The following is a 16,027-nucleotide window of genomic DNA, read 5'->3' as shown; positions in this document are numbered from 1 at the left end:
TTCTTTCCTAAAGCGCGGCCCGGCAAGCAAGGCTCTCGATAAGCACAACGGGAGCGGTCAGCGCAAGGGGCGGGTTCGAAAGTGCGAGACGATGCTCGCATGACGATCGCGACCCGCTGCCACCAGCACTCCATGCGCCACGTCCCGGCGATTGTAGAGGATGGGATCTCCGGTGAGAGCGGTCATATTACCATCGGCCTCCTGCACGATCAAATCGGCTGCGGCAAGGTCCCAATCGCGACTCTGTCCGCCGGCGAAGGCAGCATCGAGGCTGCCTTCCGCAACCCGGCACAGCCGAAGCGCGAGCGAACCGATTCGCGGATGCAGCCTGATTTCCCCCGGGCCTTGCTTGAGCCGCTCGACCAGCGGCTTCGGACCGGCCATGCGGGAGAATTCGAGCGCGGTGCCCGTAGTTGCACGGACGGGCCTGTCGTTGAGGGCGGTGCCCTGCCCGCGCGCGGCGAAGAAGAACTGATCCAGCGCCGGCGCGAATACCGCCGCCAGCACCGGAGATGCGCCCGCGATCAACGCGACGCTGACGCACCAATCGTCGTGACCGGCGATATAGCCCCGCGTGCCGTCGATCGGATCGACGATCCACACGAAATCCTTGCAGAGTCGCGTCTCGTCGTCCGCGCTCTCCTCCGACAACCAGCCGTAATCAGGCGTGGCCGAGCGCAACTTCTCCTCAAGGAGGTCGTTGACCGCGATGTCGGCCTCGGACACCGGCGAGGACGCACCCTTGGTCCACTTCTTCAGCTCGGTCCGGAACATTGACAGCGCGAGCGCACCCGCCTCGCGCACCGTGTGCTTCAGCAGCGTTGCGTCGCGCCTCAAAATCCTGCCGCGCGTTTCTTGCGTCTCAACGTCCCCCAAGCGTCAGCCCCTCGATGCGCACCGTCGGCGCATTGATGCCGTAGCGGAATTTAAGGTCATTGGCCGGCGCCAGCGACTTGAAGATTTCGATGAGGTGACCGGCGATCGTCACCTCGCTCACCGGATAGGTGATCTTGCCGTTCTCGATCCAGAACCCGGAGGCGCCGCGGCTGTAGTCGCCGGTGACGCCGTTGACGCCCGAGCCGATCAGGTCGGTGACATAGAAGCCTTGGCCGATGTCGGCCATCAGTTCGGCCGGGGTCGGCTCGCCAGCCTCCAGATGCAGGTTGAACGGTCCGGGCGAGGGCGAGGATGAAACGCCGCGATGGGCATGTCCGGTCGTCGCAAGGCCGAGTTCGCGCCCGGTTGCCGAATCGAGCAGCCACGTGGTCAGGACGCCGCCGTCGATGATCGCAAGCTTCTTCACCGCAACGCCTTCGGCGTCGAATGGCTGCGACCGCAAGCCGCGCCGCCGCAACGGATCGTCAATGATGCGGATGTCCTTGCCGAAGAGTTGCTGGCCTAGCCGATCCTTCAGGAAGCTGGTCTTGCGCGCGATCGCCGCGCCGTTGACCGCGCCGACCAGATGGCCGACCAGGGATCCCGCCACGCGCGGATCGAACACGACCGGCACCTTGCAGGTCTCGACCTTGCGTGGGTTGGCGCGCGCCACCGTACGCTCGCCGGCGGAACGACCGACCTCGTCCGGCGCAAGCAGATCCTCGGCGTGAGGCGCCGACGTGAAGTCGTAGTCGCGCTCCATGCCGGTGCCCTCGCCCGAGATCGCCGTCGCCGAGACGCCTTGGCTCGAACGCAGATAGGCACCGTGGAAACCGCTGCTCGTGACCAGCACCATGCCGCCGACGCCGGCCGAAGCCGACGCGCCGCCCGACTTGGTGACGCCCTTCACGGCAAGCGCCGCGCTTTCCGCCTGCTTGGCCCGTCGTTCGAGTTCCGCGGTCGACGGGATTTCGCCGTCGAGCAGATCGAGGTCGGGAAAATCGCGCGCCAGCAGCGCCGGATCGGCGAGCCCGACAAACTTGTCCTCGGGCGCCACGCGCGCCATCGCGACCGCCCGTTCGGCGAGTTGGGCCACGCTGTCGCCGCCGACGTCGTTGGTCGAGACCACCGCCTGGCGCTGGCCGACCAGGACACGTAGGCCGACGTCGTCACCCTCGGAGCGCTCCGACTCCTCGACGCGCCCGTCCCGCACCTCGACGCTCTGCGAGACGCCGCGCACCGCAATCGCGTCCGCCGCATCGGCGCCGGCGCGCCGCGCCGCTTCCACGAGGCGCTGCGCCAGGTCGCTGAGGGCGGACTGATTGAACAGATCCGAGTGGATAACTTTGGCGGGCTGCGTGGACGCAGCTGATGGTGAAGAGATCACGAACAAAATCCTGAAGGATTGAAGGACGGCCGCGAGGCAAACCGGCTAACTCTCCAAATGTGCCCGATCGGCGCTGACTTCAAGCATTTTCGCCCTGTTCGAAGATGCAATTCTCGGTTTCCGCGCAACGAGTCGTCAATCATGCGCGCCAAGCTCTTGTCAATCATGCGAGGCGGTGACGGCGGATTAACCAGCCTTTTTAAGGCAATACGGACAAGGTCGGATTAGGCTTTGCGCATCGACCGGGAACATAATCCCGGCGGGGAGACCAAGCCGTGAGGCGTCAAACAGCAAAAAGCGGGATCAATCCCGCCGGGTCGGGCCGCGCATTGCGGCTCGACCCTCTTTCTCTTCCGGTCAGCTTCAACGCGCACGATGCCCGCGCCGACGGTTCCGTGCGTCACATCGAGCTTCATCGCGAACGCGTCGTGATGCGCCGCGCCGTTCGCGGCATGCGGATGGCCGTCAGCGTTCGCGTGTGCGATTTTCACGGCATCGCACTGCGCGACATCGACGACGCGCAGATGCTCGTTCTTGTTCATCGCGACCCGTCCCTGAGCATTCCGCTCTGCGTCAGCACAGACCCGGAGGAAATCGAAGCCGCCTGGCCTGCCTGGAGCAGGATCTTCGCGCTTCCGCAAATCGAGGACGAGGCGACGCGCGAGCCCGCCCCGAGGCGGCGGCGCCACAACGTGATCCGTGCGCGGCGGCCGAAATTCCTGGTGCGGCGGCGCCGGGGCAACCCGCTCGAGCCCACGAAGATTCATCGCGACGAGCGCGAGATCATCGCGCGGAACTGAACCGCGCCGAGTTCAGGCGGCCCGCACGACAGCGTCCACCACCAGACCCGCGAACAGCAACAGCCCCGCGTCGCGGTTCGACTTGAACAGCCGAAGGCACAGCGCGCTATCGTCGATCTTCAGTCGGCGGATCTGCCACGCAAGATGCGCGGCAAAGGCAGCAAGGCCAAGCCAGGCCGGCCAGCCGGCATGCGCCAGGACCAGCGCCGCACCGATCAGCATTGCCGCCACCGCATAGAAGAGAACCAGCGCCTGGTGGGTGCGCTCGGCGAACAGTCGCGCCGTCGACTTGATGCCGATCAGCGCGTCGTCCTCGGCATCCTGATGCGCATAGATGGTGTCGTAGCCAATCACCCACGATATCGATCCTGCATACAGCGCGAGCGCCGTGAGATCGATTTGCGCGAACGTGGCCGCAAAGCCCATCAATGCACCCCATGAGAACGCAAGTCCCAGCACCACCTGCGGCCACCAGGTGATCCGTTTCATGAACGGATAGATGGCGACGATGAGCAGCGAGGCGATGCCGGTCAGAACCGCGAAGCCGTTGAACTGCACCAGCACGAGCAATCCGATCAGTGCCTGCGCGACGAGAAAGGCCGAGGCCTGCCTGACGCTCACCTGTCCAGCGGGAATGGGCCGCGAGCGCGTCCGTTCGACCCTGGCGTCGAGATCGCGGTCGGTAATGTCATTCCAGGTGCAGCCGGCGCCGCGCATGACGAAGGCGCCGATAAAGAACAGCACGATCTGAAGCGGCAACTGGCGGACGTCGTTGGCCATTCCGGCGGCAAGGGCCGCCGACCACCAGCACGGCAGCAGCAGCAGCCATGAGCCGATCGGCCGGTCGAAACGCGAAAGTCGCAAGTAAGGCCGTGACCACTGCGGGGCGCGCGTGTCGACCCAGTTGCCGGTGGAATCGGCAACGCGGGCGGCCCCGTCGGCGGGGTGGATCATCGCGTGAGGACGTTGCCGTTCAGCGTATCGAAGGTGCTGCCGCCCTTCTTGGCGGCGTTCGCCTCAGGCAGCGAGGAGGAACCCAGGACCTCGCTCAGCGACGGACCGGATGGTCTTTGCTGCTGCATCTGCTCCGCCACCGTACAGACCTTCTTCTGCAGCGCTTCCGTATTCTTGCGACCGGCCTTCAACTGCTCGGCGATCTGCTGCGGAATTCCACATTTGGCGGCATGGGACTCCACATACTTGAGCATCTTGAGTTCGGCCTGGCCGTAGGCCCCGATCAGCTTGCAGGCTTCGTCCGGCCCCGCATGGCGGTCGCTCGCGGCCTTGATCATCTTGCCGCGCTTCTCGGCTTCCTCGCGCAGCGGCATGAACTGCTTCATGCAGTCGTCGGAGGGACCGGACTGGGTCGGCGGAGCCGCTGAAAATCCGCCGCCACCGATCGGCGGTGCGCCGGCGGAGGGAAACGCAGACTGGGGGGATGTCCCGATGGACGCTGCCGGCGCGCTACCGTTGACCGGCGGAAAGGCGGAATCGTGCTGCCTCGCCGTCTGGCCGGGCAGCGGCGCAGGAAACGCGCCCTGCGCAAAGGCCTGCCCAGCGCCGAGCGCGACCATGGCGGCAGCAAGCGGAACCATGAGGCTACGGATGATCAAGGCTATTTCTCCGGCAGGGTCGAAGGTCCGACATCTTCCTTTGAAGCGCGACGTCCGAATGGCGTTTTACGATTCCCGCAGCATCTAAACAACCGTGGAATTTGGCAACAGCGCGGCGCGGAGCCGCATTCAAAGGCGAAAATTGCCCCGAATGGTACCGCTTTCGGCTAAGAACGAGGAGGAATCGGACCTTAAGCCTCATGCCTGCCTTCGACTTCAACGCCCCTCGCCTTTATGTCGACGCCCCCCTCGCCACTGGCAGTCTGGTGGCGCTCGAGCGCGACCAGATTAACTATCTCGGCAATGTCCTGCGCCTCGGCGCCGGGAACCCAATTCTGGTCTTCAACGGGCGCGACGGCGAATGGCGGGCCGAGATCTCGGGCAGGAAACGGCCGGAAAGCCTCACCATCCTTGCCCAGACGCGGCCGCAGGATCGCCTGCCGGACCTCGTTTACGTCTTTGCGCCGCTTAAGCATGCACGGCTCGACTACATGGTTCAGAAGGCGGTCGAGATGGGCGCGTCCAGGCTTCAACCGGTCCTGACGCGCTTCACCCAGGTGGCGCGGGTCAATGGCGAGCGGATGCGCGCCAACGCCATCGAGGCGGCCGAACAATGCGGCATCCTGAGCCTGGCCGTGGTGGCCGAGCCCCTTCCGCTCGATTGCTTCCTCGATCGGCGTGACAGCGGGCGCCTCCTGGTGTTCTGCGATGAGGCCGCCGACACGCAAAGCCCGATACCGACGCTTCAAGGAACACCGGACGGCTTCGGGGGGATCGACGTGCTGATCGGTCCCGAGGGCGGGTTCGCCAAGGAGGAGCGCGCGCTTCTACTGCGGCAGCCACTCGTCCTGCGGCTGTCGCTGGGCCCCCGGATCCTGCGGGCCGATACCGCCGCGGTGGCCGCCCTGGCGCTGGTGCAGTCGGTGCTGGGCGACTGGCGCGCCGGGGCAGAATTGGCCAGCCGTTAAGCCATCGGTCGTATGCCTGTCGAAACCGCCCCCCAGCCATGCTAAGGGGCTGCGCCAAGCGGAACCGCAAACCCTTTTTTCGCAGGTCCAGATCGAACGATGACCGCAACTGCCACCCCATCTGCTGCTGGCTCCGCCTGGGCGGACGCGCTGCTGTTGTCGTTCGCGCAGGCCGGTTATGTCCGGGCCGAGCCCGCGATCCTGCAGCCCGCCGAGCCCTTCCTGGACCTCTCTGGCGAAGACATCCGCAAGAGCCTGTACCTGACCACGGATGCCACCGGCGAGGAGCTGTGCCTGCGCCCCGACCTCACCATCCCCGTGGCCCGGGACTACCTCGCCTCGAATCGGGCCGGCCAGCCGGCGGGCTTCAGCTATCTCGGACCTGTATTTAGATACCGCGGCGGGCGACCAAGCGAGTTCCTGCAGGCCGGCATCGAATCCTTCGGACGGCACGACCGCGCCGCGGCCGACGCTGAGATGCTGGCATTGGCGCTCGGAGCCACCGGTGCGTTTGGCCTGCACGACGTCGAAATCCGCACCGGCGACGTCGCCCTGTTCAACGCACTCCTCGACGCGCTCGATCTTTATCCGGTGTGGCGGCGCCGGCTGATCAAGGACTTCAACCGAAAGATCAGCCTGGAACAGGATCTCGAACGGCTGACGCTGGCGACCGGCGGCAGCCGCAACGAATACGAAGGCGTGCTGGCTGCGCTTGCCGGCTCCGACCGCAAGGCTGCGCTCGCGCTCGTCACCGACCTGATGTCGATCGCGGGCGCCACCAATGTCGGCGGCCGCACGACCGCCGAGATCGCCGACCGCTTTCTCGAGCAATCCACGCTCAAGGGCGGCGCCCTGCCGCGCGAAGCAGTAGGCGTGATCCGGCGTTTCCTCGCGATATCGGGCAGTCCCGACGACTCGATCGCACAGCTGCGCGCGCTCGCCTCCGACGCGAAGGTCGATATCGCAGGCTCGGTCGATCAATTCGAGAGCCGGGTGGGCTTCATGGCGGCCCGCGGTATCGATGTCTCCAGGTTGCGTTTCTCGACCTCGTTCGGGCGCGGACTCGACTACTACACCGGCTTCGAATTCGAGCTTCACAACAAAGGCAATGGCTCCGAGCCGCTGGTGGCGGGCGGCCGCTATGACAGGCTGCTGACCCAGATCGGCTCGGGCGAGCCGATCCCCGCCGTTGGTTTTGCGATCTGGGTCGACGCAGTCAGAAAGATCGGCCGCAACGCAGGGAGTGCGTCATGAGCACGCCTTTCGTTCTCGCCGTTCCATCCAAGGGCCGGCTGCAGGAGAACGCGGAAGCCTTTTTCGCGCGGGCCGGGCTTACGCTCGCCAAACCGCGCGGCGCCCGCGAATATCGCGGCACCATCACGGGCCTCGATAATGTCGAGATCGCCTATCTGTCGGCGAGCGAAATCGCCTCGCAACTGGCGCGCGGCGCCGTGCACCTCGGCGTGACCGGCGAGGACCTCGTGCGCGAGAGCATTCCCAATGTCGACAGTCGGGTCTTGCTGGTCGATACGCTCGGCTTCGGCAACGCCAATGTTGTTGTCGCGGTGCCGGAGGCCTGGATCGACGTCCGCACCATGGCCGACCTCGACGACGTCACCACCGGCTTCCGCGAGCAGCACCACCGGCGGATGCGGGTCGCGACGAAATACATCAACCTCGCCCGCGCCTTCTTTGCCAGTCATGGCATCGTCGACTACCGGATCGTCGAGAGCGCCGGCGCGACCGAGGGAGCACCCGCGGTCGGCACCGCCGAATTGATCGTGGATATCACCACGACCGGCGCAACGCTGGCCGCCAACGGGCTCAAGGTGCTCGACGATGGCGTCATCCTGCGCAGCCAGGCCAACCTGGTGGCCGCAAAGGATGCCGACTGGTCGGCCGAAGCGCGTGAAACCGCTCGCGTCATCCTGGATCACATCGCGGCACGGGCGCGCGCCAGCAAATACCGCGAGGTACGCACCCGCTTTAAGGGCTGCAACGAGGCGCTGCTCACCGAGGCACATAGCCGCTTCGGCGTGGTTGCCCCGTTTGGCGGCCCGACCTCGTCGGGCATGCTGACGCTGCATTGCCCACCGGCCAAGCTGTACGCGCTCGGCAGCTTCCTGCGCGACCACGGTGCCGACACGGTGTCGGTCGCCTCGCTCGACTACGTGTTCGACCGCGAGAACCCGCTCTTCGCGCGGCTCGAGGCGTTCCTGCGGCAATGACACTAATTGCTGGCAAGACGGCCGGCCAATTACCATATGTTGTTGGTGGGGTAATTGGGATCCTGATCGATGATACTCGGTAGCGATGTTTCGAACCTGTCGACGACCACGGCGACTGCCGCGGCGCAGGGACTGTCGATCGTCGTCCCTGCCTACAACGAAGCGGCCGGGCTCGCCGCCCTGCACGGGCGGGTTTGCGAACTCGCCAAGACCCTGCGGCAGCGGTACGGGCTTTCCTGCGAGGTCGTCTATGTCGATGACGGCAGCAGGGACTCCACCCTGGCGATAGCGCGCGGGTTGCCCGCCGATTCACTCGACGTGCAGGTGGTTTCGCTGTCGCGCAATTTCGGCAAGGAGGCCGCACTGATGGCCGGCCTCGACCACGCCCGGCGCGGCGCGGTGATGTTCATGGATGGCGACGGCCAGCATCCGCCGGCGCTGGTCGAACAGCTCGTCAAGCATTGGATCGATGACGGCTACGACGTCGTCTACACCGCCAAGGCGCATCGCGACAACGAACCCTTCCTGCGCCGCCTTGCCGTGCGAGGTTTCTACTCGCTGGTCAATTGGGGCGCTCGCCAGAAGATTCCGGAAGATGCCGGCGACTTCCGCCTGCTCTCACCACGCGCCGTGGCCGCCCTGCGCCAGCTGCCCGAGCGCAACCGCTTCTTCAAAGGGCTGGCGAGCTGGATCGGCTTCCGCCAGATCCGGGTAGACTATGAACCGGCGCCGCGCGCCCATGGCGTCACCACCTTCAATGCCGCGCGCCTGCTCGGCCTTTCGATCGAGGGCCTGACCTCGTTCTCGGTGGCGCCGTTGCGCTTCGCCAGCCTGTTAGGGGTTCTGCTCGCAGCCGGCGCCTTCCTGTTCGGCCTGTCGATCCTGTGGGAGGTCCTCACCACTGGCAAGCAGGTCCCGGGCTATCCTTCGCTGGTGATCGGCCTGATGACCATTGGCGGCGTTCAGCTCATCATGATCGGCATCGTCGGCGAGTACATCGGCAAGATCCTGTCGGAGCTGAAGGCGCGGCCGATCTACTTCGTCGCCGAGCACGTCGAAAAGCAGTCGGAGACGGAGAAGGCCAAGTCCCTGAATGACAAGTCCCTGAATGACAAATCCCTGAACGAGAAGTCCCCCGGGGAAAGGACCGCCGCCGAATGAACGCCGCCGCGCTGCCGCGGCGTATCTGGCTCTGCGCCGACGACTACGGGATCAGTCCAGGCGTCAACCGCGGTATTCGCGACCTGATCGAACGCGGCCGGCTCAACGCAACTTCGGTCATGGTGGTTGGCCCCGCGATCGATCGCAGCGAAGTCCTGGCGCTGGAGTCGGCTGCGGCGTGCAGTCCGCGATGCGCCATCGGCCTCCACGTGACGTTGACGGCGCCGTTCCGTCCGCTGACCATGCATTTTCGCCCCGCCGACGGCGACATGTTCCTGCCCTTTGGCAAGCTGTTGCGCGCGGGTCTGTCGCGGCGGCTCGACCCCGACATCATCCGCGCCGAGATGCTGGTGCAGCTCGCCGAGTTCGGGGACAAGTTCGGCCGCGCGCCCGATTTCGTCGACGGCCACCAGCATGTGCAGCTTTATCCGCAGGTGCGCGACGCCTTCGTCGAGGCGGTCAGGGAAGCCGCGCCGAATGCCTGGGTCCGCCAGGGCGGACGCCGACAACCGCTGAGCCGCCGGATCAACTCACCCAAGGCGCTGTTCCTGGACCTGTTGAGCGCGCAGTTCAGGCGCCGCGCGCAGAACGCCGATCTTGCCTTCAATCCCGGCTTTGCCGGCGCATACGATTTTACCCGGAACGCCGATTTCGGCGCCCTGATGGGGCAGTTCCTCGACGGCCTGCCGGAAGGCGGCCTCGTGATGTGCCATCCCGGCTTTGTCGACGACGTCCTGATCGGCCTCGACCCGCTCACGCAGGCCCGTGAACTCGAGCACGCGTATCTTGCCAGCGAGCGCTTCCCAGAACTGCTCGCAGCAACCAACGTCACATTGCGCTGACGCGGCCCTTCGGTCCGGATCATGCTCCACGCAAGATGCTGGGCATCTTGTCGCATACAGAAATTTAATCCGGGTCCCACTGTTGGGGACGTAAAGGCCGCATACATGTTCCCGCGCCCCTTTCGCAGGAGCGAGGAGAGATAGATGACGCCGCAGGAACGCCAACTCGTTGATGAGCTTTTCGACCGGCTCTCCAGGCTGGAAAACGCACCGCGCGACCCGGACGCGGCTGCCGCCATTTCCGACGGATTGCGCAAGGCGCCTGGCGCGGTCTACGCGCTGGTGCAGACCGTGCTGCTTCAGGATGAGGCGCTGAGGCGTGCGAACAGCCGGATCGAGCAACTCGAGGCGGCAACTCAGGCGCCCGAGCAAGGCCAGTCCGGCGGCTTCCTCGATTCGATGCGCGAGACGCTGTTCGGATCGAACCAGCCGCGCGGCTCCGTGCCGAATGTCCGGCCGCCCGAGAATCGCCCGGTGTGGAACAGCGGCCAGGCCATGCAGCAGGCGCAATCGCCGGGCTACGGCCAGGGATATGGTCAAGGTCAGGCCGGCCAGGGCGCGCCGCCGTTCGGTGGCGGCGGTGGTTCGTTCCTAGGCACGGCCGCGGCGGCCGCAGCCGGCGTGGTAGGCGGATCGTTGCTGCTCGGCAGCATCCGCTCGATGATGGGCGGCCAGCAGCACGGCTTTGGCGATGCGAGCGCGATGGGCGACCGTGGCGCAAGCCCGTGGGCCGGCGATCAGTCGAAGGGCACGCTCGCGCATGACGCCGGAGTCGACGATATCGGTTCGAACCGGGACCAGGGCGGCGATACGCGCCAGGGCCTATTCGATCTCGCGTCCAACAAGGACGACCCGTCGTCCTCTGGTGATGACGACAGCGACCAGATGGACATGGATTCCGACGACGGCTTCGACAACGACGGTGGCAGCGACTACGCCTGAGGGATATCGAAGCATCCAACACAGAGCGGCCGCCTTGAGGGGCGGCCGTTTTCGTTTTGATTCTCTGCTGGTCAGATGACGACGACCTTGGTGCCGACGCCGACGCGGCCGTAGAGATCGATCACGTCTTCGTTGCGCATCCGGATGCAGCCGGAAGACACGTTGGTGCCGATGGTCCACGGCTCATTGGAGCCGTGAATGCGGTAAAGCGAGGACCCCAGATACATTGCGCGGGCTCCCAGCGGATTTTCCGGACCGCCGACCATGTGTCGCGGCAGATCGGGACGACGCGCCAGCATTTCCGGAGGCGGCGTCCAGTCCGGCCACTCCTTCTTCGCCGAGATGGTCTTCACGCCGGCCCAGGTGAATCCGGGACGACCGACGCCGACGCCGTAGCGCACCGCCCTGCCGTTCTCCTGCACCAGATAGAGAAACTTGTTCGGCGTATCGATCACGATCGTGCCGGGGCTTTCCTTGCCGTGGTATTCGACAAGCTGCTTCTGGAACTTCGGATCGAGCGGACGCTGCCGTGGATCGAGCGCCTCGTCCTGCTGTTCCTGCGGCTGTCCGAACGACGGCAGCAGCGTGCGGCGCTGATCGTAATAGGCGGGCTGCTGTTGATAGATCGACTCCTGCTGATAACCCTGCTCCTGCTGGTAAGCCGGGTCGCGCTGGTAGGCCGGCTGCTGCTGGTACGCGCCATCCTGTACCGGCCCGCCACCGAAGAGAAATTCGATGAAGCCGCCGCCGAGATTTGAGCGGCCTGAGTAGGCGGTGCGCATCGGCGCCGGCTGTGGCTGCCTTGCATAGATCACGCCGGGTTGGGGACGCTCCGCCGGATCAATGGCTGCAGCCTGGTCCACTCCTGCGGCGAAGAAGCTGGCGCCGGCGAGCAGCGCAAAACACATTCTCTTCAACATCGACGTACTCTGTACTGTTTCGTCCTGGTGCCGTTCGTCGTGGAGAGCGCGCTTGCTGCGCCCTTGCACGTCGCCACTTAAGATCAAAAACCCGATCGGTTTGGTAAACGGAAGCCGCGTTTCGATTCACCACGACGCGAAGTGCCGCGGAATTCGTCGGCTAGCGTTTATTTTGAGTGAATGGCTGCTGCGCATGGTTAACTCGCGGTGTACGCGCCGCGTGTTTTATCCGCACAACTCAAGTTCCGCGTGAACCGGGCGTTAAATCGCTTCTGCTTAAAAAGGAGCTCCAAACGGCGTTGGGGGAGTATCACATGGCTGTTCATCGCAAGCGTTTTCGCGTCGAGGAAGCAATCCTCGGCCAGGTGCCGATTCCCGAGCCAGTCGACAGCGAGACGGCTGCGATCCATCGCGAGATCATGACCGAGTTGCACGCGATCCGCGCGCAGATGGCCAGGGAAGGCAGCAGCCAGACGCTGGCGGCGATCGACGCATCAGCGGCCCAGCAAGTGGCCGAGGCCCGCGCCATGCTCGAGAGCTACCGCGCCCAGATCGAGCAATGCGAGAAGCTGAAGGTCGAACTCGACCTGATCCACGACGCGATCAACCGTACCAAGCGCGAAATCGCGGTGCTGCACTCCAAGAGCTTCACCGGCGACGAAATCCTGCGCCTCAATGGCGAGCTCGGCGCCGTGGTCGGCGGCACCGAGGAGGCGACCCAGCAGATCCTGGAGGCGGCCGAGGCGATCGACCAGGCCGCGACCGCCCTCGACAGGGTGGGCTCGCCGGAACAGCACAAGCAGCTCACCGATGACATCCAGGAGCGCGTGGTCTCGATTTTCGAGGCCTGCAATTTCCAGGATCTCACCGGCCAGCGCATCAGCAAGGTCATGAACACGATGAAGTTCATCGAGAACCACATCAACCTTATGATGGACATTTGGGGCGGCGTCGACGCTATCAAGGCGCATGTACCGGCGCACGTGGATACGCGGGAGGGCGATGATCGCCTCCTGAACGGGCCCAAGCTCGATGGCGACGCAGGCCACGCGTCCCAGGACGACATCGACGCGCTGTTCGATTGAACCGACGGCAGGAATTCGAAAAGCAAACGCCGGCGAGAAGCCGGCGTTTTTGTTTTGGCGTCATTGCGAGCGAGGCGAAGCAATCCAGAATGTTTCCGCGGAGACAGTCTGGATTGCTTCGTCGCTTACGCTCCTGGGAATGACGGGAACGTTTCGCTCACGCCCGCGGCGCGCAGCGCACGTAGACCATGTTGCCGTACCGGGTCGCGGTGTCCTTCTCGATGAACCGCGTGACCAGGACGCGTCCGTCGAACGAGACGATTTCGCGATCCTGCTCGCTGCCGGCAGCTCCGGGCGGACCGATATAGTTCTTGCCGCTCTGACTGCCCTTGAGCCGCAGCTCTTGCGGTGTCGCCTGGTCGGCGAGGTGCATGACCACGCCGCCATTCGCGCCGGCCCCGATGACGTAGGGATTCTTGCACTGGGCCCGCGCCGCGGCCTCGGTGCGGGCGCGATCGGCCGGGTTCTGGTAGGAGGCAAGGCCCCAGCGACCCACGATCTCGTCGGCGCGGATCGTGGCCGGCATCTCGGGCCCGAGGCCGGGTTCGGCCTGAGGTGCCGGCGATGAGGATGAAAACGAGGGCAGGCTCATACCGCCGCCGCATGCGCCCAGCGACAGCGCCAAGACCGAAGCGGCCATCAGATTGGCAACCGTCCGCGCGTGAGCTGAGCTGATCATGGCATCCCCCGAAACAAGATCGTGGCCGCACCCGTCCTGCAGCCAAGCGCAAAACCGTTTTCGGAGCAACGGCCTGGTATTTAACCCGCCGCCCCAATCAAGTTTCTCCAACACCATCCTACATCAGCCTCACCAAGGACTTAACCCGTTTGCTTGACAGGATCAAAGCCAAGCCATATTTCCGGGCGCACCATTAGCACTCGTAGATCCCGATTGCTAAGATCCCGATTGCTAAAAGCGCGCCGCCCGGCCATCGAGGCCGGACAGGGGCACTGCCACCCACTTCCGCTGCTTCCCGACCGGAAGCGAGCCTCCAAAGGGAACCGTCATGGCTAAATCCAAATTTCGTCCGCTGCATGACCGTGTCGTGGTCAAACGTATCGATGCCGAGGAAAAGACCAAGGGCGGCATCATCATCCCGGATACGGTCAAGGAAAAGCCGTCGCAGGGCGAAGTGATCGCCGTCGGCCCCGGGGGCCGCGACGAAACCGGCAAGCTGATCCCGATCGACCTCAAGGTCGGCGACCGCGTGCTGTTCGGCAAATGGTCAGGTACCGAGGTCAAGATCGAGAACGAGGAACTCCTGATCATGAAGGAGTCCGACATCATGGGCGTGCTGGCCTAAGCGACCCACCCCCGCGAGGCGGCGAAGCGGCCGCCTCCACCCCCTCTTACACCAGTTCATCCTTCAAGAACGGCACAGGCCCGCTCGGCAGGATGAGGCATATTTTCCAGGAGCATTGTAATGGCTGCCAAGGAAGTCAAGTTTTCCGGAGACGCCCGCGAACGAATGCTGCGCGGCGTCGATATTCTCGCCAATGCGGTCAAGGTGACCCTCGGCCCCAAGGGTCGCAACGTCGTCATCGAGAAGAGCTTTGGCGCCCCGCGCATCACCAAGGACGGCGTTACCGTCGCCAAGGAAATCGAGCTCGAGGACAAGTTCGAGAACATGGGCGCGCAGATGGTGCGCGAGGTCGCTTCCAAGACCAACGACCTTGCCGGCGACGGCACCACGACTGCGACCGTCCTGGCTCAGGCGATCGTCAAGGAAGGCGCCAAGGCGGTGGCCGCCGGCATGAACCCGATGGACCTCAAGCGCGGCATCGACCTCGCCGTCCACGCCGTGGTCAGGGACCTCGAAAAGCGTGCCAAGCCCGTCGCCTCCTCCTCGGAGGTGGCCCAGGTTGGCACCATCTCGGCCAACGGCGACGCCGCGATCGGCAAGATGATCGCCCAGGCGATGCAGAAGGTCGGCAACGAAGGCGTCATCACCGTCGAGGAGAACAAGTCGCTCGAGACGGAAGTCGACATCGTCGAAGGCATGAAGTTCGACCGCGGCTATCTGTCGCCCTATTTCGTCACCAATGCCGAAAAGATGACGGCGGAGTTCGACGACGCCTACGTGCTCCTGCACGAGAAGAAGCTGTCCGGCCTGCAGGCCATGCTGCCGGTGCTGGAAGCGGTGGTGCAGTCGGGCAAGCCGCTCGTGATCGTCGCCGAGGACGTCGAGGGCGAGGCGCTGGCGACGCTGGTCGTCAATCGCCTGCGCGGCGGCCTCAAGGTCGCGGCGGTCAAGGCGCCGGGCTTCGGCGACCGCCGCAAGGCCATGCTGGAGGACATCGCGATCCTCACCGGCGGCACGGCGATCTCCGAGGATCTCGGCATCAAGCTGGAGAACGTCACGCTCAACATGCTCGGCCGGGCGAAGAAGGTCCGCATCGAGAAGGAGGCCACGACCATCGTCGACGGCGCCGGCTCGAAGAAGGACATCGAGGCCCGCGTGGCGCAGATCAAGGCGCAGATCGAGGAGACCACCTCGGACTACGACCGCGAGAAGCTGCAGGAGCGTCTGGCCAAACTCGCCGGCGGCGTGGCGGTCATCCGCGTCGGCGGCGCCACCGAGGTCGAGGTGAAGGAGAAGAAGGACCGCGTCGACGACGCCCTCAACGCGACCCGCGCGGCGGTGCTGGAAGGCATCCTGCCCGGCGGTGGCGTCGCCCTGCTGCGCGCCGCCAAGGCGCTCGAGGGCCTCAAGGGCGCCAATGACGACCAGCGCACCGGCGTGGACATCGTTCGCAAGGCGCTGGAGGCTCCGATCCGCCAGATCGCCGAGAACGCAGGCGTCGAAGGCTCCATCGTCGTCGGCAAGGTCACCGACAAGGGCGACTACGCCTATGGCTACGACGCCCAGGGCGATACCTATGGCGACATGTTCAGGCTCGGCATCATCGACCCGACCAAGGTCGTACGCACGGCGATCCAGGACGCGGCTTCCGTCGCTGGCCTCCTGATCACCACCGAGGCCATGGTCGCCGAGAAGCCGAAGAAGGAAGCGGCGGCCCCGGCCATGCCGGGCGGTGGCATGGACTTCTGACGAAGGCCATCGTCGCGACATTTGAGACAGTCGCACCGGAAACAAGGGGGCGTCGCGGGAGACCGCGGCGCCCTTTCGGTATTACCACTCGACTTCGGCGCCGATGCCAGCCGCGGCGCGGCCATCCGCGCCGATCTCGGTCTGGATGCGGT

At 65.1% G+C, this 16,027-nt stretch carries 16 protein-coding genes; 10 read left to right on the top strand and 6 right to left on the bottom strand.

The features are described 5' to 3' along the window. Window positions 1-57 precede the first annotated feature (57 nt). Entirely contained in the window at window positions 58-876 is an 819-nt protein-coding gene (locus tag HY852_RS05095) for a 3'(2'),5'-bisphosphate nucleotidase CysQ (RefSeq protein ID WP_291603072.1), read from the bottom strand. Then, a complete protein-coding gene (locus HY852_RS05090; RefSeq protein ID WP_291603071.1) occupies window positions 863-2,263 on the bottom strand; it encodes a TldD/PmbA family protein in 1,401 nt (466 codons plus the stop codon). Before HY852_RS05090 ends, HY852_RS05095 begins: the two co-directional genes overlap by 14 nt. A 275-nt stretch (window positions 2,264-2,538) precedes the next feature. On the opposite strand from HY852_RS05090, the gene HY852_RS05085 reads away from it, so the two are divergent. Then, complete coding sequence (locus HY852_RS05085; RefSeq protein ID WP_291603070.1) at window positions 2,539-3,063, top strand: DUF6101 family protein; 525 nt, start codon at window positions 2,539-2,541, stop codon at window positions 3,061-3,063. 12 nt (window positions 3,064-3,075) lie between these two features. Here HY852_RS05085 and ubiA read toward each other — a convergent pair whose 3' ends face one another. Further along, window positions 3,076-4,017 (bottom strand): 4-hydroxybenzoate octaprenyltransferase, encoded by a 942-nt coding sequence (gene ubiA / locus HY852_RS05080; protein WP_291603069.1) that lies wholly within the window; start codon window positions 4,015-4,017, stop codon window positions 3,076-3,078. Continuing rightward, window positions 4,014-4,673 carry a hypothetical protein gene (locus HY852_RS05075; RefSeq protein WP_291603170.1) on the bottom strand — a complete coding sequence of 220 codons (660 nt, stop codon included), beginning with the start codon at window positions 4,671-4,673 and terminating at the stop codon, window positions 4,014-4,016. The genes ubiA and HY852_RS05075 overlap by 4 nt, the downstream gene beginning before the upstream one ends. A 203-nt stretch (window positions 4,674-4,876) precedes the next feature. On the opposite strand from HY852_RS05075, the gene HY852_RS05070 reads away from it, so the two are divergent. The 6 genes from HY852_RS05070 (at window position 4,877) to HY852_RS05045 (ending at window position 10,817) form a co-directional block, all read left to right on the top strand. Next, a complete protein-coding gene (locus HY852_RS05070; RefSeq protein WP_291603068.1) occupies window positions 4,877-5,644 on the top strand; it encodes a 16S rRNA (uracil(1498)-N(3))-methyltransferase in 768 nt (255 codons plus the stop codon). A gap of 99 nt (window positions 5,645-5,743) precedes the next feature. Beyond that, a complete protein-coding gene (locus HY852_RS05065; RefSeq protein WP_291603067.1) occupies window positions 5,744-6,898 on the top strand; it encodes an ATP phosphoribosyltransferase regulatory subunit in 1,155 nt (384 codons plus the stop codon). Beyond that, a complete protein-coding gene (gene hisG, locus HY852_RS05060; RefSeq protein WP_291603066.1) occupies window positions 6,895-7,872 on the top strand; it encodes an ATP phosphoribosyltransferase in 978 nt (325 codons plus the stop codon). Before HY852_RS05065 ends, hisG begins: the two co-directional genes overlap by 4 nt. Before the next feature lie 69 nt (window positions 7,873-7,941). Then, entirely contained in the window at window positions 7,942-9,033 is a 1,092-nt protein-coding gene (locus tag HY852_RS05055) for a glycosyltransferase family 2 protein (RefSeq protein ID WP_291603065.1), read from the top strand. After that, window positions 9,030-9,875, top strand: a complete 846-nt coding sequence (locus HY852_RS05050) for a ChbG/HpnK family deacetylase (protein WP_291603063.1) — start codon at window positions 9,030-9,032, stop codon at window positions 9,873-9,875. Before HY852_RS05055 ends, HY852_RS05050 begins: the two co-directional genes overlap by 4 nt. A gap of 144 nt (window positions 9,876-10,019) precedes the next feature. After that, a complete protein-coding gene (locus tag HY852_RS05045) occupies window positions 10,020-10,817 on the top strand; it encodes a DUF2076 domain-containing protein (RefSeq protein ID WP_291603062.1) in 798 nt (265 codons plus the stop codon). Between the two features lie 71 nt (window positions 10,818-10,888). On the opposite strand, the gene HY852_RS05040 is transcribed toward HY852_RS05045, so the two are convergent. Next, on the bottom strand, window positions 10,889-11,737 hold the full coding sequence (locus tag HY852_RS05040) for a L,D-transpeptidase (protein ID WP_291603061.1): 849 nt from the start codon (window positions 11,735-11,737) through the stop codon (window positions 10,889-10,891). 314 nt (window positions 11,738-12,051) lie between these two features. On the opposite strand from HY852_RS05040, the gene HY852_RS05035 reads away from it, so the two are divergent. Further along, window positions 12,052-12,822, top strand: a complete 771-nt coding sequence (locus tag HY852_RS05035; RefSeq protein ID WP_291603060.1) for a protein phosphatase CheZ — start codon at window positions 12,052-12,054, stop codon at window positions 12,820-12,822. A 157-nt stretch (window positions 12,823-12,979) separates the two neighbouring features. Here the strand turns inward: HY852_RS05035 and HY852_RS05030 are convergent, their stop codons facing one another. Then, window positions 12,980-13,501 carry a hypothetical protein gene (locus HY852_RS05030; protein WP_291603059.1) on the bottom strand — a complete coding sequence of 174 codons (522 nt, stop codon included), beginning with the start codon at window positions 13,499-13,501 and terminating at the stop codon, window positions 12,980-12,982. 328 nt (window positions 13,502-13,829) lie between these two features. On the opposite strand from HY852_RS05030, the gene groES reads away from it, so the two are divergent. Continuing rightward, complete coding sequence (groES, locus tag HY852_RS05025; RefSeq protein WP_291603058.1) at window positions 13,830-14,126, top strand: co-chaperone GroES; 297 nt, start codon at window positions 13,830-13,832, stop codon at window positions 14,124-14,126. A 120-nt stretch (window positions 14,127-14,246) separates the two neighbouring features. After that, a complete protein-coding gene (groL, locus tag HY852_RS05020) occupies window positions 14,247-15,875 on the top strand; it encodes a chaperonin GroEL (protein WP_291603057.1) in 1,629 nt (542 codons plus the stop codon). Window positions 15,876-16,027 lie beyond the last annotated feature (152 nt).

It is taken from the genome of Bradyrhizobium sp., from assembly GCF_016213215.1.
Classification (GTDB): Bacteria; Pseudomonadota; Alphaproteobacteria; order Rhizobiales; family Xanthobacteraceae; genus Bradyrhizobium.
Note: the sequence above shows the minus strand (reverse complement) of the source record. Positions and strands in the feature narration are given on the sequence as shown.